Below are 15,542 nucleotides of genomic sequence, written 5' to 3' on the forward strand. Positions count from 1 at the left end.
TGTTTAACATACGGTTACCAGGAATCCCATGCACTAGTTCTTCATTTACAGAAGCACAAATGCTTCCTGTAAAGCCGTTATAGCCTTTAAAGGATGGAATAGCGTCATGCTTTCTTATAAAAGCTTCAGCGATTTTATCCAATTCCTTCGTGGTTATACCGGGAACGATATGCTTTTTTAACTCCTGGTGCGTAAGTGCAACGATGCGACCAGCTTCACGCATTATTTCAATCTCACGCGGAGTCTTGCAAATAATCATTTACGCAAGCTCCCGAAGAAGGCTGTCAATATCATTGAAAACATCATTAATATCTTGTTGACCATTAATATTCTTCAAGTAACCCTTTGTCTCATAAAAATGAAGCAAAGGTTCAGATTGTTGAATATTAACTTCTAGACGGTTATGAACTGTTTCTTCGTTATCATCTGCACGCTGATAAAGCTCTCCACCACAACGGTCACATGTATCATCCTTTGCAGGAGGATTGAAAACCAAGTGATAAGTAGCTCCACAATCTTTACAAATACGACGACCAGTTAAACGTTCCATCAGAATACTTTGGTCTACATCAATATTTAAACAGTAATCAATTTTCTTATTTAATCCAGTAAGCATATTCTCTAGCGCTTCTGCTTGAGCAACAGTTCTAGGAAAACCATCAAGTAAGAATCCCTTTTGACAGTCATCTTTACTTAATCTTTCACGAACAATACCAATTGTTACTTCATCCGGAACAAGTGCACCTTGATCCATGAAAGATTTAGCTTTTAAACCTAGTTCTGTCCCCTCCTTCATAGCAGCACGGAACATATCTCCTGTCGAGATATGAGGGATAGAATATTTTTCAACGATTTTTTCAGCTTGAGTGCCTTTTCCCGCACCTGGCAGCCCCATCAAAACTAAATTCACTCTGGCTCCCCCTCAGTCTCTAAAACGGTGTTTGGGAACATATGTCCCCAAATCCGAATTATTTTATAAAACCTTTATAGTGACGCTTAACAAGCTGAGCTTCAAGCTGTTTCATTGTTTCGAGGGCAACCCCTATAACGATAAGCAAGCTCGTTCCACCAATTTGAGCAGATTCCGGAAGACCCGCAAACTTCACAAAAAAGACTGGAAGAATGGCAATGGCTGCTAAGAACAGCGCACCAACAAATGTTAAGCGGTATAATACGCGTGTTAAATATTCTTGAGTGTTCTTACCTGGGCGAATTCCTGGAATATACCCACCCTGCTTCTTCAAGTTCTCAGCCACTTGTTCTGGGTTTACTTGAATGAATGCATAGAAATATGTGAACGCAATAATTAGCGCACAATAGATCAACATACCAATAGGATGTGTATAATCAAAAATCCGTTCAATCCAAATCGTTACGCTATTTTGCTCAAAGAACTGTGCAATCGTTCTAGGAGTGATAATAAACGATACCGCAAAGATAACAGGGATAACACCAGCCGCATTTACCTTTAAAGGCAAGTGGGTGGATTGTCCCGCAGGCGAAGTGCCAGCAGTCATTTTCTTTGCATATTGAATTGGGATTTTACGTAAAGCTTGTTGAATAAAGATGGTTCCAACAATAATCGCAATTACAGCTAAAACAATCAACAGAACTGTTACGATATTTAAGAAAAGCTGATCACCAGCATCTTCAAATTGCTGTGCATAAATTTGGTTAGCTATATTCGGAATGCTAGCAACGATACCAGCAAAGATGATAATTGAAATACCATTTCCGACTCCTTTTGAAGTGATTTGTTCACCTAACCATAAAAGGAAAGCCGTACCGCCTGTTAATACAGTTGCGATTAAAAGATAAGTTCCGATACCAGGCTTCTCAATCAATAATCCACCAGCAAGATTATTAAAACCATAAGACATTCCGAACGCTTGAATAAACCCAAGTACGATCGTAAAGTAGCGGGTAAATTGAGCAAGCTTACGACGTCCTACATCTCCTTGCTTTGACCACTCCGTAAACTTCGGTACTACATCCATCTGTAAAAGTTGAATGATAATAGACGCTGTAATATACGGCATGATACCCATGGCAAGGATAGAGAAGTTGCTAAGTGCTCCCCCACCAAATGTATTCAGTACTCCAAATACACTAAGTTGATCTTGTGCTTTTAAAATATCGGTATTTACATGTGGAACAGGAATAAATGTCCCGATTCTAAATACAATCAACATTAAAAGGGTGAATATGATTTTTCGTCTTATATCACCCACGCGCATAAAATTGGAGATTGTCTGAAACATTAAATCACCTCAGTTTGACCGCCGGCAGCTTCGATAGCTTCCTTTGCAGCAGAGGAGAATTTATGAGCTTTTACAGTAAGCTTTTTCTCAACATTGCCTTTAGCAAGAATCTTGATTCCTGCTTTTTCACTGCTAACCACACCAGTTTCAATAAGAAGTTCTGGAGTAACTTCAGTTCCGTCTTCGAAACGGTTAAGTGCATCAAGGTTTACAATAGCGTATTCCTTGCGGTTGATGTTGGTAAATCCACGTTTAGGTAAACGTTGGAATAAAGGTGTTTGACCACCCTCGAAGCCAGGACGTACACCGCCACCAGAACGAGCATTTTGACCTTTATGACCTTTACCAGCAGTTTTACCTTGCCCAGAACCGATACCACGTCCAAGACGCTTGCGCTCACGACGAGAACCCTCTGCAGGTTTTAATTCATGAAGTTTCATATTGGCACCTCCTTATTAAAAGAAAAAAATCGATTTATTTTTCTACAACTGTTACAAGGTGGGCAACTTTATTGATCATACCGCGAATAGCAGCATTATCTTGTTGCTCAACAGTTTGGTGAATTTTACGTAAACCAAGTGCTTTAACAGTTTCTTTTTGATCTTGTGGACGACCAATCACACTGCGAGTGAGGGTAATTTCTAATTTATTAGCCATTATCTTTCCCTCCCTTAACCTAACAGTTCTTCTACTGATTTTCCACGCAATTTAGCTACGTCTTCAGCACGTTTTAGTTGTTTTAAACCGTCCAAAGTTGCACGAACCATGTTAATTGGTGTGTTAGTACCTAAAGATTTTGATAAGATATCAGCTACACCAGCTAATTCTAGTACCGCACGAACTGGACCACCAGCGATAACCCCAGTACCTTCAGAAGCAGGCTTTAGAAGGATTTCACCAGCACCGAAGTGTCCGATTACTTGGTGTGGAATCGTAGTACCAACCATTGGTACCTCGATTAAGTTTTTCTTAGCATCTTCAATTGCTTTACGGATTGCATCTGGTACTTCTTGTGCTTTACCAGTACCAAAGCCAACGTGGCCGTTTTTGTCACCTACTACTACTAGAGCAGAGAAACGGAAACGACGTCCACCTTTAACAACTTTCGCAACACGGTTAACCGTAACTACGCGTTCTTCAAGTTCAAGTTTGTTTGGATCAATACGACGCATCTTTTTGTGTCCCTCCTTTGTCTATTAAAATTCTAAGCCGTTTTCACGAGCAGCATCTGCTAGTGCTTTCACGCGTCCATGATATAAGTATCCTCCACGATCGAAAACAACAGCTTTAACGCCTTTTTCTACAGCACGCTTTGCAACTAATTCTCCGACCTTAACCGCTGCATCAACGTTACCAGTAGATTCAAGACCGATTTCTTTATCTAAAGTTGAAGCACTCGCTAAAGTTACTCCACTTACATCGTCAATTAGTTGTGCATAAATGTGCTTGCTTGAACGGAACACATTTAGACGAGGACGAGCTGCAGTACCGCTAAGTTTTGAACGCACACGTGCGTGTCTTTTCTTACGCGTTGCATTTTTGTCAGCCTTCGTAATCATTTTGGTCACTCCTTTCGTTTACCCCTTAGGGCATTACTTACCTGTCTTACCTTCTTTACGACGAACGAATTCGCCTTCATAACGGATTCCTTTACCTTTGTAAGGCTCTGGAGGACGAACGTCACGAATGTTAGCAGCAAGTGCGCCAACGCGCTCCTTGTTTGTACCTTTTACGATTACACGTGTATTTGAAGGTACTTCGATCTCAATACCTGTTTCAGGCTCGATTTCTACTGGATGAGAGTATCCAACGTTTAATACAAGTTTAGTACCTTGCTTTTGAGCACGGTAACCAACCCCGATTAATTCAAGTGTTCTTTCGAACCCTTTAGATACACCTTCAACCATGTTTGAAAGTAATGCGCGAGTAGTACCGTGCAATGCGCGGTGTTCCTTCGCATCAGATGGACGAGAAACGTTAATTACGTTCTCCTCTACCTTAATTTCGATATCTGGATTAAATGAACGACTTAGTTCACCTTTAGGACCTTTTACTGTTACGTTGCTTCCATCAACTGTTACTGTAACGCCAGATGGAATTTCAACTGGTTTTTTACCTACGCGAGACATTTAGTGCACCTCCATTCTTTAAGAAACTCTATTACCAAACGTATGCTAATACTTCTCCGCCTACTTGCTTTGCGCGAGCTTCTTTATCAGTAAGAACGCCTTGAGAAGTAGATACTAATGCGATTCCAAGACCGTTAAGTACACGTGGAACCTCTGTAGCTTTTGCATATACACGAAGACCAGGCTTACTGATACGCTTAAGACCAGTAATAACACGTTCGTTATTCGAACCGTACTTTAAGAAGATACGGATGATTCCTTGCTTGTTATCCTCGATATATTCAACATCACGCACGAAGCCTTCACGCTTTAAGATTTCAGCGATTTCTTTCTTCGTGTTAGAAGCAGGAACTTCTAATTTTTCGTGACGAACCATGTTCGCATTACGGATGCGAGTTAGCAAATCTGCAATTGGATCTGTCATGACCATTGTTTTTTACCTCCTTCCCAAACTCTAGTTTTACCAGCTAGCTTTTTTCACACCAGGAATTTGCCCTTTGTATGCTAATTCACGGAAACAAATACGGCAAAGCTTAAATTTACGGTATACAGAATGTGGACGTCCGCAACGTTCGCAACGTGTGTATTCTTGAACCTTGAATTTAGGCGTGCGTTTTTGTTTCGCAATCATTGACTTTTTAGCCACGTTTTCGCCTCCCTCTATTTACCGATTACTTTTGGAATGGCATTCCAAATTGAGTTAACAGTTCACGAGCTTCTTCATCAGTATTAGCTGTAGTAACGATAACAATATCCATACCACGAACTTTACTTACTTTATCGTAATCAATTTCAGGGAAGATTAACTGTTCTTTTACACCTAATGTGTAGTTTCCACGTCCGTCGAAAGACTTTTTAGAAATACCGCGGAAGTCACGTACACGTGGAAGAGATACAGAAACCAACTTGTCGAAGAATTCGTACATACGCTCTCCACGAAGAGTAACCTTCGCACCGATTGGCATACCTTCACGTAGACGGAAACCAGCGATAGACTTCTTTGCACGAGTAACAACTGGCTTTTGACCAGAGATAGATGCTAGTTCTTCTACCGCGTTATCAAGTGCTTTCGCGTTTTGTACTGCATCACCAACACCCATGTTGATAACGATCTTTTCAAGCTTCGGTACTTGCATAATTGATTTATAGTTAAACTTGCTCACAAGAGCAGGAGTAATTTCTTTAACATATTTTTCTTTTAGGCGGTTCATTTTTGTACCTCCCTTCTTTTAGACTTATTTATCTAGAACTTCACCGGATTTTTTTGCAACACGTACTTTTTTACCGTCAACCTCTTTAAACCCTACACGAGTTGGCGTACCAGTCTTAGGATCGATAGGCATGACGTTTGATACATGAATAGGTGCCTCTCGGTTAATGATTCCACCTTGTGGATTCACTTGGGATGGCTTAGAGTGCTTCTTTACGATGTTTACACCTTCAACTAGCACACGGCTTTGTTTAGGGAAAGCAGCTAAGATAACACCTGTTTTGCCTTTATCCTTACCAGAGATGACCATAACTTTGTCACCTTTTTTCACATGCATCTGTTCGCACCTCCTTAAAGGCATATATTTTAAGATTATAGTACTTCTGGAGCTAGTGATACGATCTTCATGAAGTTGCTGTCGCGAAGTTCACGAGCAACAGGTCCGAAGATACGCGTTCCGCGTGGACTCTTGTCGTCACGGATAATTACACAAGCGTTCTCATCGAAACGAATGTATGTTCCATCTGCACGACGAACGCCGCTTTTAGTTCGAACAACTACCGCTTTTACAACGTCACCCTTTTTAACAACGCCACCTGGTGTTGCTTGTTTCACTGTAACAACGATAATGTCACCAATATTAGCAGTCTTGCGGCCTGAACCACCAAGGACTTTAATTGTAAGTACTTCACGAGCACCTGAATTGTCAGCAACTTTTAAACGTGTTTCTTGTTGAATCATGTGTGTAACCTCCCTTCGGGATGTAGCTATTTCCGATCATAATTAAATAATAACTGCTGTTTCTACTACTTCAACAAGGCGGAAGCGCTTCGTAGCAGAAAGTGGACGTGTTTCCATAATACGAACAACATCGCCGATTTTTGCAACGTTCTGCTCATCATGAGCCTTGAACTTTTTAGAGTACTTAACGCGTTTACCGTATAACGGATGCTTTTTGTATGTTTCTACTAAGACAGTAACGGTTTTATCCATTTTGTCAGAAACAACGCGGCCAGTGTAAACTTTGCGTTGGTTGCGTTCACTCATCTTTCGCAAACCTCCTTCAATTATCGATTGTTAACGCCGATTTCTCTTTCACGAACTACAGTTTTCATGCGAGCAATCGCTTTGCGTACTTCACGAATGCGAGCTGTATTTTCAAGTTGTCCAGTCGCCAATTGAAAGCGAAGGTTGAAAAGCTCTTCTTTTAAAGATTTAACTTTTTGTTCTATTTCGGCAGTGGTAAGGTCACGAATTTCATTAGCTTTCATTTGATTCACCACCAATTTCTTCTCGTTTTACAAACTTACATTTTACTGGAAGTTTGTGTGCTGCTAAACGTAATGCTTCACGTGCGATTTCTTCAGAAACACCAGCAACTTCAAACATTACTTTCCCAGGCTTAACAACTGCTACCCATCCTTCAGGAGCACCTTTACCAGAACCCATTCGGACTTCTAGAGGCTTAGCTGTATAAGGCTTATGAGGGAATATTTTAATCCAAACTTTACCGCCACGTTTCATGTAACGTGTCATTGCGATACGAGCAGCTTCAATTTGGCGGTTTGTAATCCAAGAAGCTTCAATAGCTTGTAGACCGAATTCACCGAAGTTAACCTCTGTACCACCTTTAGCCATTCCGCGCATTTTTCCACGGTGTTGACGGCGATACTTAACGCGTTTAGGGACTAACATATTATTTGCCTCCTTCCTCAGATTTCTTCTTAGTAGGAAGGACCTCTCCACGGTAGATCCATACTTTTACACCTAACTTACCGTAAGTTGTATCTGCTTCTGCTGTAGCGTAATCGATGTCAGCACGAAGAGTATGAAGTGGAACAGTTCCTTCACTGTAAGACTCCGAACGAGCGATGTCTGCACCGCCTAGACGACCAGATACCATTGTTTTGATACCTTTTGCACCAGCGCGCATTGCACGTTGAATAACTTGTTTTTGAGCACGACGGAAAGATACGCGGTTTTCTAATTGACGAGCAATGTTTTCCGCAACAAGCTTAGCGTCGATGTCTGCTTTTTTGATTTCAAGAATGTTGATGTGAACACGTTTGCCAGTAAGTGAGTTAAGAGCTTTACGAAGCGCTTCAACCTCAGTACCACCCTTACCAATAACCATACCTGGCTTTGCAGTGTGGATAGTGATGTTAATGCGATTAGCTGCACGCTCGATTTCTACTTTTGATACAGAAGCATCGCTTAGACGCTTTGTAATGTACTCACGTACTTTAAGGTCTTCGTGTAAAAGATCAGCATAGTCTTTTCCTGCGAACCATTTGGATTCCCAATCACGGATGATACCAATACGCAAGCCGACTGGATTAACTTTTTGACCCACTATTATCCCTCCTTCTTCTCTGTTAATACGATAGTAATATGGCTAGTACGCTTGTTAATAGCACTTGCACGACCCATTGCACGAGGACGGAAACGTTTTAAAGTTGGTCCTTCGTCAACGAATGCTTGAGATACTACTAAGCTGTTAACGTCCATTTCATAGTTATGTTCTGCGTTAGCAATCGCAGAATTTAGTAATTTTTCAATAACTGGTGAAGCAGTTTTTGGTGTATGCTTTAAAATTGCTACCGCTTCTCCGACTTGCTTACCTCGAATTAAATCTACGACTAAACGAGCTTTACGAGGAGCAATACGTACTGTTCTTAATACAGCTTTAGCTTGCATTAGAATGCCCTCCTCTCATTAACGTCTTGTTTTCTTGTCATCACTTGCATGACCTTTGTAAGTACGAGTTGGAGCGAATTCTCCAAGCTTATGACCTACCATGTCTTCAGTGACATATACAGGAACATGTTTACGACCATCATATACAGCAATCGTGTGTCCGATGAATTGCGGGAAGATCGTAGAACGGCGAGACCAAGTTTTAGTAACTTGCTTGCTTTCAGTTTCATTTAACTTTTCGATCTTTGTGATTAAATGCTCATCAACAAAAGGTCCTTTTTTTAAGCTGCGACCCATGTCTGAACCTCCCTTCGTGACTGCTCTACGGTTCTATGCTGGAACCGTAGTACAATCCCGTTATTTTTTACGACGACGAACGATAAATTTATCTGATTTGTTCTTTTTCTTACGCGTCTTGAATCCAAGAGTTGGCTTGCCCCATGGAGTCATTGGAGACTTACGTCCGATTGGTGAGCGTCCTTCTCCACCACCGTGTGGGTGATCGTTAGGGTTCATTACAGAACCACGAACTGTTGGGCGCTTGCCTAACCAGCGAGAACGTCCAGCTTTACCAATATTGATAAGTTCGTGTTGCTCGTTACCTACTTGACCTACTGTCGCACGACAAGTTGCAAGAATCATACGAACTTCACCAGAGTTTAGACGTACTAATACGTACTTTCCTTCTTTACCAAGAACCTGTGCAGAAGTACCAGCAGAACGTACTAATTGTCCACCTTTACCAGGCTTTAACTCGATGTTGTGGATAACTGTACCAACTGGAATATTCGCAAGTGGTAATGCGTTACCTACTTTAATGTCCGCTTCAGGACCTGACATAATTTCTGTTCCAACTACTAGGTTTTTAGGAGCTAAGATATAACGCTTTTCTCCATCCACATAGTTAATTAATGCGATGTTTGCAGAACGGTTTGGATCGTACTCAATTGTAGCAACGCGTCCTGGAATGCCATCTTTGTTACGTTTAAAATCGATAATACGATATTGACGCTTATGGCCGCCACCTTGATGACGTACTGTTAACTTACCTTGGTTGTTGCGTCCACCTTTTCTTTTTAAAGGAGCAAGTAGAGACTTTTCTGGTGTGCTTGTTGTAATTTCAGCAAAATCAGAAACTGTCATACCGCGACGACCGTTAGAGGTAGGTTTATACTTTTTAATCGCCATAATTTTTTCCCTCCTCTTCTTCTATTCTAAATTAAACCTCGAATAATTCGATTTCTTTGCTATCAGCTGTTAATTTAACGATTGCTTTACGACGCTTGTTCGTGTAGCCTCCGAATTTACCCATACGCTTGAACTTACCTTTGTAGTTCTGTACGTTAACTTTATCAACTTTGACACCAAAAATTTCTTCTACAGCGTCTTTAACTTGAGTTTTGTTAGCTCTAACATCAACTTCAAAAGTATATTTCTTTTCAGCCATTAGGTCAGTAGAACGTTCAGTGATAACGGGGCGCTTAATGATATCGCGTGCATCCATTATGCAAGCACCTCCTCTACTTTTTCAACCGCTGCTTTAGTCATGATCAACTTGTCATGATTTAAAACATCCAATACGCTAATTCCGTTAGCAGATACAACAGTAACACCAGGGATGTTACGTGCAGATAATGCTACGTTCTCATCAAGGTCAGCAGTTACGATAAGTGCTTTTGAATTAACAGATAGACCTGCTAATACACCTTTAAAGTCTTTAGTTTTTGGAGTTTCGAAAGCAAGGTTTTCAAGTACTAGAATGTTTTCTTCTAAAACCTTTGTAGATAATGCAGATTTAATCGCTAAGCGACGAACCTTTTTAGGTAATTTATAGCTATAGCTACGTGGAACTGGACCAAATACAGTACCACCTCCGCGCCATTGTGGAGAACGGATTGAACCTTGACGAGCACGACCAGTACCCTTTTGACGCCATGGCTTACGTCCACCGCCAGCTACTTCAGAGCGAATTTTTGTTTTGTGAGTTCCTTGACGTAAAGAAGCTCTTTGCATAATAACCGCTTCGAAAAGAACGTGATTATTAGGCTCGATACCAAAGATTGAATCATTAAGTTCGATTTCGCCAACTTGTGATCCAGTTTGGTTTAACAATGCTACTTTCGGCATTCTTATTTCCTCCTTTCTGACTTAAATGTTTATGCTTTTACCGCACTTTTAATTTTTACTAGAGCTTTTCTAGCTCCTGGTACATTACCTTTAATTAATAGTAGGTTGCGTTCAGCATCTACTCTTACGATTTCAAGGTTTTGTACAGTAATTTGCTCTCCACCCATACGTCCAGGTAATAATTTACCTTTGAATACACGGTTTGGAGCTACAGGACCCATTGAACCTGGGCGACGGTGGTAACGTGAACCGTGTGCCATTGGTCCGCGAGATTGTCCGTGGCGTTTGATAACACCTTGGAAACCTTTACCCTTTGAAACTCCTGTTACATCTACGATTTCGCCTTCTGCGAAAATTGTTACTTTGACTTCTTGACCAACTTCATACTCATCTACGTTTACGTCGCGTAATTCACGAACGAAGCGCTTAGGAGCAGTGTTAGCTTTTGCAACGTGTCCTCTTTCAGGTTTGTTAGAAAGCTTTTCACGCTTGTCTTCAAAACCTAATTGAATTGAAGTATATCCATCAGTTTCAGACGTTTTCTTTTGAAGAACAACGTTTGGAGCTGCTTCTACTACAGTTACAGGGATAAGATCACCGTTTGCAGCAAACACTTGAGTCATACCGATTTTTCTTCCTAAGATTCCTTTGGTCATTAAAGTCACACCTCCTGAAAGTTTATTATTTTTATTTCATTAAAGTTTGATTTCGATATCTACACCAGATGGTAAATCTAAACGCATTAATGAATCAACTGTTTGTGGAGTTGGATTCACGATGTCGATTAGACGCTTATGAGTACGCATCTCGAATTGTTCACGAGAATCTTTGTACTTATGAACCGCACGAAGGATTGTGTAAATTGACTTCTCAGTTGGTAATGGAATCGGACCAGATACAGCCGCACCAGAACGTTTTGCAGTTTCTACAATCTTCTCTGCTGATTGATCAAGAATTCTGTGATCATAAGCTTTCAAACGAATACGAATCTTTTGTTTTGCCATTATTTTCCCTCCTTTTCGCCTATATTAAAAATAGACATTCTCCGTGAAAATTTCCCACACACTCGCCATGGCAAAGCGGCCGGGTGTGTCAGCAACCTTTCACTTCATCGCAGTCAAAGACCAACATTGTCTATTATACTGAAACGATAAAGCAATTGCAACATAAATATGTTTTTTTGTTTATCTTTCGAACACTTTTCCTATTATAGCTGTTACACTTGCTCTTTTCAACCAGGGTGAACAATAAACTTTGTGTGAAATAATTCCACTCTCTCCAACTTTACAATATAGAAAGAGGTCCATAAAAAAAGGCCAGTACAAAGGTGTTTTAATGGACCCTTATACCGGCTCTTTCATATTCTTCTATTTAATACTTATTCTTTTATATATCCTTTAGATTTTAAGTGTTGGAGAATTTGCTCCACACTTTCTTCTATAGAATACTTATTTGTCTCTACTACGATTTCTGGGTTTACTGGCTCTTCATACGGTGAATCGATACCTGTGAAGTCACGAATAAGTCCTTTTCTTGCTTTTTCATATAACCCCTTCGGATCTCTCTTCTCGCACTCGTCTACCGGGCACTTAATATATACTTCAATAAACTCATCAGCTTCTAGTAGCTCACGCACCAGTTCTCTATCTTTAATAAATGGTGAAATAAATGCAGTTATTACAATTTGTCCACTATCTACAAAGAGCTTTGATACTTCTCCGATTCTACGAATGTTCTCTGTACGATCCTCTTCAGAGAAACCAAGGTCCTTATTTAACCCATGACGAATATTATCTCCATCCAATACGTAAGGATTTAACCCTTGATCAAAAAGTGCCTTAGCAGCAGCATTGGCTACTGTAGACTTCCCTGAGCCAGATAAACCAGTGAACCATAGAACAAAGCTATGATGTCCGAATTGCTTTCTTCTTAGCTCTTTATTTAATGAAGCTTCATGCCATGTAATATTTGTACTCATAATAATCCTCCACCTATGCCTTCACACTGTGAGATTTTAAGCCTTCAATTAGTACTTCTACCACTTCTTTACGGCTAAATTCACTTGGTGGTACTTCACCATTATGAAGCATTTCTCTTACCTTTGTTCCAGAAAGAATCACATGATCTTCTTTTGAATGTGGACATGTTTTTGTTGATGCCATGTTTCCACACTTCTTGCAATAAAAGCTATGTTCAAAGAATAAAAGTGTTAGACCTAATTCCTCTTGTGTAAATTGATCAAAAATCTTTTGTGCATCGTATGTTCCGTAGTAATTGCCCACACCTGCATGATCTCTTCCTACAATAAAATGTGTACAACCATAGTTTTTTCGAACCATCGCATGAAAAATAGCTTCTCTAGGCCCTGCATAGCGCATTGCTGCTGGGAATACAGCAAGATATACACGATCTTCCGGATAGTAGTTCTTTAATAACACTTGATAACTCTTCATTCTTACATCTGCTGGAATATCATCAGATTTTGTTTCTCCCACCAACGGATTTAAGAATAGACCATCAACGATTTCTAGGGCTGACTTTTGAATGTATTCGTGTGCACGATGAACAGGATTTCTCGTTTGGAAACCTACAACTGTCTTCCAGCCGTTTTCAGCGAAAATACTTCTCGTCTCAGCTGGATCCAGATAGTACTCGTTAAATCTTTCTCTTTCTAATCGCTTTACAACCTTAATTGGTCCACCTACGTAAACATTCTTTCTTTCAAATAATTTACGTACACCTGGATGCGCTAATTCGTCAGTTTGATAAACAGCTTTAGCCTCAATTTCCTTATCCGGTGTATAGATGTCATTAATAGTGATTACTCCGTATACTTCCCCTTCAAAAACAAGTTTCGCTTCTGCACCAATTGACAAAGTACTAGCTTTTTCTTCGTCTACTGGAAGAGTAATCGGTATACTCCATACATGACCATCAGCCAAACGCAAGTTATTCACAACTGATTCATAATTCTTTTTATTAAAAAAGCCAGTAATTGGGCTATAAGCTCCATTTCCAATAAGCTCTAGATCGCTTAACGCTGTCTTATCAAGATCAATTGAAAGCTCAATATTTCCAACATTGTATTCTGGCTCCCATAGATTGATAAGTTTTCCTCCGTGTGGCGTACTAAGTGTCATAGTTAAATACCTCCGCTATTTTCAAAGTATGTTCGGTTCTCTTTCTTTATCGTATTTGCCAAGGATAATGTACCTAAAGTGGCAATACTTACACTAAACAACACAACAACAGTATATATATCAGTATCAACAAAGATCTTTACAAGTCCATAAGATAAAACAAGAGATAAAATAGGAGATACAATCCATACCTTTATAATCTTGTTTATTATACTTTGTTGAAATATTGACATCCCTCGTTGAGCAAAACCAATTCCAATGATTGCAGTACTTGTAACTTGAGTTAACGGTACCGGTAACCCAAATACAGAAGCTAATATAACCAGGGTTGCACCTGTACTTGAGATAGCTCCACCTTCAAGTAAGGAAAAGCTCGTTATTTTTTTCCCGTTTGTTTGAAGCACTCTTCCTCCAAGGAATATAGCTCCTACCGCAATGAATAATCCACCAACCCAAACTCCAGTTGTAATAGAGACTACTCCGGCTCCTACTAGAGGACCTGCAGCATTTGCTACATTGTTCATTCCTGCCGAAAAAGCTTCAAAAAACCCAACAACAATAACAAAGATTGTGATTGGTTTATTATACTTCCCATTTTTTAATGTAGGAAATTTCTTTTCAAGTAACTTTATTCCCCTACCCCACAAAAGCGCCAAAGTAAATGCTGCTATTGGAACGATAAACCAGAAAGCAACGATAACTAAAATGTTCTTTACAAATAGCGCCTTAAAAGCAACACCCACTCCTACAACAGATCCAACTGTAATCTCGCTCGTGGACAAAGGAATGCCCATTAAGTTGGCAATAAATAATGAAAGTGCAGCTGAAGATAGAATAATGAGAACTACTTTTTCATCTAGTACCGATGAAGGCACAATATTTGATCCGATTGTTTTAACAACTTCACTACCACCGAGTACAGCACCTAAAAAAATCGCCACTCCACAAACAAGCAGAGCCACTTTTTTCTTTGGAAGTGCTCCTGAGCCGTAAGCGATAGAGATTGAGGCTGCAGCTCCACTTGCACCAATATTCATAGCCAAAAAGAGAGCAACAATAACAGCCGTATATGTTATGACCATGGGCAAAGCCCTCCTATTGGTGTAATCCGCATTCTGTCTTACCTGTTCCTGTCCATCTACCAGATCTCATATCATCTGCGTTAAATGCAGGAGAAGTACATGGCGCACACCCAATACTAGGGTACCCATTATCATGAAGAACATTATACGGAAGATCATTCTTATGTGCGTATCTCCATACATCCTTCCACGTCCAGTGAATGAGAGGACATACTTTTATCGATTCAAATTTGTTATCTTTATTGAAATACTGCGTGTTCTTTCTCGTTTCTGACTGCTCTCTTCTTAATCCACTTATCCAGGCAGTTGCACCCGATAAGGCTTCTCTTAAAGGAATGATTTTTCTAATTTCACAACATCTGTTTGGAGCCGTCTTCCAGAGTTCTTCTCCGTGTTGTTCTGCTTGCTCTTCTAATGTTAAGGACGGTTTTTTAAGCTCAACTTGTAGTTGTGGGTAACGTTCTTTTACCTTGTCAATAAGTTCGTATGTCTCTTTAAAATGAAGACCGGTATCTAAGAAAACAACCTTTGCATCCGGCTTAACCTTCGCTATTAGATCGATCATGACCATGCCTTCAATCCCAAAACTACATGCGTACACAATTTCATTCTCATCGTAATGCTCATAACTCCAACGCAACGCATCGAGTGCGCCTTTTGTTTCATTATCTTCGTCGAAGCTAGGAAACGAATAATGATCATATGATGAAAAGGTCAATTTTGACTCGACCATGTTAATACCACTCCCAACATTAATTTATCTCTATTTGATTTTAATTCCAACTTAACTTATAGGTTTAATTAAATTTAACAACAGAATGGAAAAATGTCAATGCTTTACTTAAAAAAAGCATAGAAAAAAGCAGATGGAAAATCCATCTGCTTTCTTATTTAAA

At 40.0% G+C, this 15,542-nt stretch carries 28 protein-coding genes; all 28 read right to left on the minus strand.

Translation table 11 applies throughout. The annotated features are described in order from the left end of the window. Positions 1 to 259 (minus strand): M24 family metallopeptidase (locus ACRX5O_RS21010; protein WP_433907760.1); only part of this gene is annotated, 259 nt, incomplete at its 3' end. After that, a complete protein-coding gene (locus ACRX5O_RS21015) occupies positions 260 to 910 on the minus strand; it encodes an adenylate kinase (protein WP_066058507.1) in 651 nt (216 codons plus the stop codon). A 58-nt stretch (positions 911 to 968) separates the two neighbouring features. Beyond that, positions 969 to 2,261 (minus strand): preprotein translocase subunit SecY, encoded by a 1,293-nt coding sequence (gene secY, locus ACRX5O_RS21020; protein ID WP_433907761.1) that lies wholly within the window; start codon positions 2,259 to 2,261, stop codon positions 969 to 971. After that, on the minus strand, positions 2,261 to 2,701 hold the full coding sequence (rplO, locus tag ACRX5O_RS21025) for a 50S ribosomal protein L15 (protein ID WP_066058511.1): 441 nt from the start codon (positions 2,699 to 2,701) through the stop codon (positions 2,261 to 2,263). The genes secY and rplO overlap by 1 nt, the downstream gene beginning before the upstream one ends. A 34-nt stretch (positions 2,702 to 2,735) precedes the next feature. Continuing rightward, positions 2,736 to 2,918: a 50S ribosomal protein L30 gene (gene rpmD / locus ACRX5O_RS21030; protein WP_119706280.1), complete on the minus strand. Its 183-nt coding sequence runs from the start codon at positions 2,916 to 2,918 to the stop codon at positions 2,736 to 2,738. Between the two features lie 14 nt (positions 2,919 to 2,932). Further along, a complete protein-coding gene (rpsE, locus tag ACRX5O_RS21035) occupies positions 2,933 to 3,433 on the minus strand; it encodes a 30S ribosomal protein S5 (protein ID WP_066058517.1) in 501 nt (166 codons plus the stop codon). 24 nt (positions 3,434 to 3,457) lie between these two features. Beyond that, positions 3,458 to 3,820, minus strand: a complete 363-nt coding sequence (gene rplR, locus ACRX5O_RS21040) for a 50S ribosomal protein L18 (RefSeq protein ID WP_066058521.1) — start codon at positions 3,818 to 3,820, stop codon at positions 3,458 to 3,460. 33 nt (positions 3,821 to 3,853) lie between these two features. Further along, complete coding sequence (gene rplF, locus ACRX5O_RS21045) at positions 3,854 to 4,390, minus strand: 50S ribosomal protein L6 (protein WP_119706279.1); 537 nt, start codon at positions 4,388 to 4,390, stop codon at positions 3,854 to 3,856. Between the two features lie 31 nt (positions 4,391 to 4,421). After that, complete coding sequence (rpsH, locus tag ACRX5O_RS21050; protein WP_066058527.1) at positions 4,422 to 4,820, minus strand: 30S ribosomal protein S8; 399 nt, start codon at positions 4,818 to 4,820, stop codon at positions 4,422 to 4,424. 30 nt (positions 4,821 to 4,850) lie between these two features. Further along, positions 4,851 to 5,036 (minus strand): 30S ribosomal protein S14, encoded by a 186-nt coding sequence (rpsN, locus tag ACRX5O_RS21055; protein ID WP_001085700.1) that lies wholly within the window; start codon positions 5,034 to 5,036, stop codon positions 4,851 to 4,853. Between the two features lie 25 nt (positions 5,037 to 5,061). After that, positions 5,062 to 5,601: a 50S ribosomal protein L5 gene (gene rplE, locus ACRX5O_RS21060; RefSeq protein ID WP_433907762.1), complete on the minus strand. Its 540-nt coding sequence runs from the start codon at positions 5,599 to 5,601 to the stop codon at positions 5,062 to 5,064. A gap of 24 nt (positions 5,602 to 5,625) precedes the next feature. Further along, the gene (rplX, locus tag ACRX5O_RS21065) at positions 5,626 to 5,937 is read right to left on the minus strand and encodes a 50S ribosomal protein L24 (protein ID WP_119706277.1); all 312 of its coding nucleotides are present in this window, start codon (positions 5,935 to 5,937) and stop codon (positions 5,626 to 5,628) included. A 35-nt stretch (positions 5,938 to 5,972) separates the two neighbouring features. Further along, complete coding sequence (gene rplN / locus ACRX5O_RS21070; protein WP_066058539.1) at positions 5,973 to 6,341, minus strand: 50S ribosomal protein L14; 369 nt, start codon at positions 6,339 to 6,341, stop codon at positions 5,973 to 5,975. Positions 6,342 to 6,383: 42 nt separating this feature from the next. Beyond that, a complete protein-coding gene (gene rpsQ, locus ACRX5O_RS21075; protein ID WP_066058542.1) occupies positions 6,384 to 6,647 on the minus strand; it encodes a 30S ribosomal protein S17 in 264 nt (87 codons plus the stop codon). A 20-nt stretch (positions 6,648 to 6,667) separates the two neighbouring features. Next, positions 6,668 to 6,871, minus strand: coding sequence for a 50S ribosomal protein L29 (rpmC, locus tag ACRX5O_RS21080; RefSeq protein WP_119706276.1), 204 nt, complete (start codon positions 6,869 to 6,871; stop codon positions 6,668 to 6,670). After that, entirely contained in the window at positions 6,861 to 7,295 is a 435-nt protein-coding gene (gene rplP / locus ACRX5O_RS21085) for a 50S ribosomal protein L16 (protein ID WP_119706275.1), read from the minus strand. Before rplP ends, rpmC begins: the two co-directional genes overlap by 11 nt. A gap of 1 nt (position 7,296) precedes the next feature. Next, entirely contained in the window at positions 7,297 to 7,953 is a 657-nt protein-coding gene (gene rpsC, locus ACRX5O_RS21090) for a 30S ribosomal protein S3 (protein WP_119706274.1), read from the minus strand. A gap of 2 nt (positions 7,954 to 7,955) precedes the next feature. After that, entirely contained in the window at positions 7,956 to 8,297 is a 342-nt protein-coding gene (rplV, locus tag ACRX5O_RS21095; protein ID WP_119706273.1) for a 50S ribosomal protein L22, read from the minus strand. A gap of 18 nt (positions 8,298 to 8,315) precedes the next feature. Continuing rightward, a complete protein-coding gene (gene rpsS / locus ACRX5O_RS21100; RefSeq protein ID WP_066058557.1) occupies positions 8,316 to 8,594 on the minus strand; it encodes a 30S ribosomal protein S19 in 279 nt (92 codons plus the stop codon). 60 nt (positions 8,595 to 8,654) lie between these two features. Beyond that, positions 8,655 to 9,485, minus strand: coding sequence for a 50S ribosomal protein L2 (rplB, locus tag ACRX5O_RS21105; RefSeq protein WP_066058560.1), 831 nt, complete (start codon positions 9,483 to 9,485; stop codon positions 8,655 to 8,657). Between the two features lie 31 nt (positions 9,486 to 9,516). After that, a complete protein-coding gene (gene rplW / locus ACRX5O_RS21110) occupies positions 9,517 to 9,801 on the minus strand; it encodes a 50S ribosomal protein L23 (RefSeq protein ID WP_066058561.1) in 285 nt (94 codons plus the stop codon). Continuing rightward, complete coding sequence (gene rplD, locus ACRX5O_RS21115; protein ID WP_066058564.1) at positions 9,801 to 10,424, minus strand: 50S ribosomal protein L4; 624 nt, start codon at positions 10,422 to 10,424, stop codon at positions 9,801 to 9,803. The genes rplW and rplD overlap by 1 nt, the downstream gene beginning before the upstream one ends. 29 nt (positions 10,425 to 10,453) lie before the next feature. Next, positions 10,454 to 11,080: a 50S ribosomal protein L3 gene (gene rplC / locus ACRX5O_RS21120; protein WP_433907763.1), complete on the minus strand. Its 627-nt coding sequence runs from the start codon at positions 11,078 to 11,080 to the stop codon at positions 10,454 to 10,456. Between the two features lie 39 nt (positions 11,081 to 11,119). Next, positions 11,120 to 11,428: a 30S ribosomal protein S10 gene (gene rpsJ, locus ACRX5O_RS21125; protein WP_009336571.1), complete on the minus strand. Its 309-nt coding sequence runs from the start codon at positions 11,426 to 11,428 to the stop codon at positions 11,120 to 11,122. Between the two features lie 374 nt (positions 11,429 to 11,802). After that, entirely contained in the window at positions 11,803 to 12,402 is a 600-nt protein-coding gene (gene cysC / locus ACRX5O_RS21130) for an adenylyl-sulfate kinase (RefSeq protein WP_119706271.1), read from the minus strand. 13 nt (positions 12,403 to 12,415) lie between these two features. Next, complete coding sequence (gene sat, locus ACRX5O_RS21135; RefSeq protein ID WP_433907764.1) at positions 12,416 to 13,564, minus strand: sulfate adenylyltransferase; 1,149 nt, start codon at positions 13,562 to 13,564, stop codon at positions 12,416 to 12,418. Positions 13,565 to 13,566: 2 nt separating this feature from the next. After that, complete coding sequence (gene cysP / locus ACRX5O_RS21140) at positions 13,567 to 14,646, minus strand: sulfate permease (protein ID WP_433907765.1); 1,080 nt, start codon at positions 14,644 to 14,646, stop codon at positions 13,567 to 13,569. 13 nt (positions 14,647 to 14,659) lie between these two features. Further along, positions 14,660 to 15,379, minus strand: a complete 720-nt coding sequence (locus ACRX5O_RS21145) for a phosphoadenylyl-sulfate reductase (protein WP_433907766.1) — start codon at positions 15,377 to 15,379, stop codon at positions 14,660 to 14,662. Positions 15,380 to 15,542 lie beyond the last annotated feature (163 nt).

This window comes from Robertmurraya mesotrionivorans, assembly GCF_050971805.1.
Taxonomy (GTDB): Bacteria; Bacillota; Bacilli; order Bacillales; family Cytobacillaceae; genus Robertmurraya_A.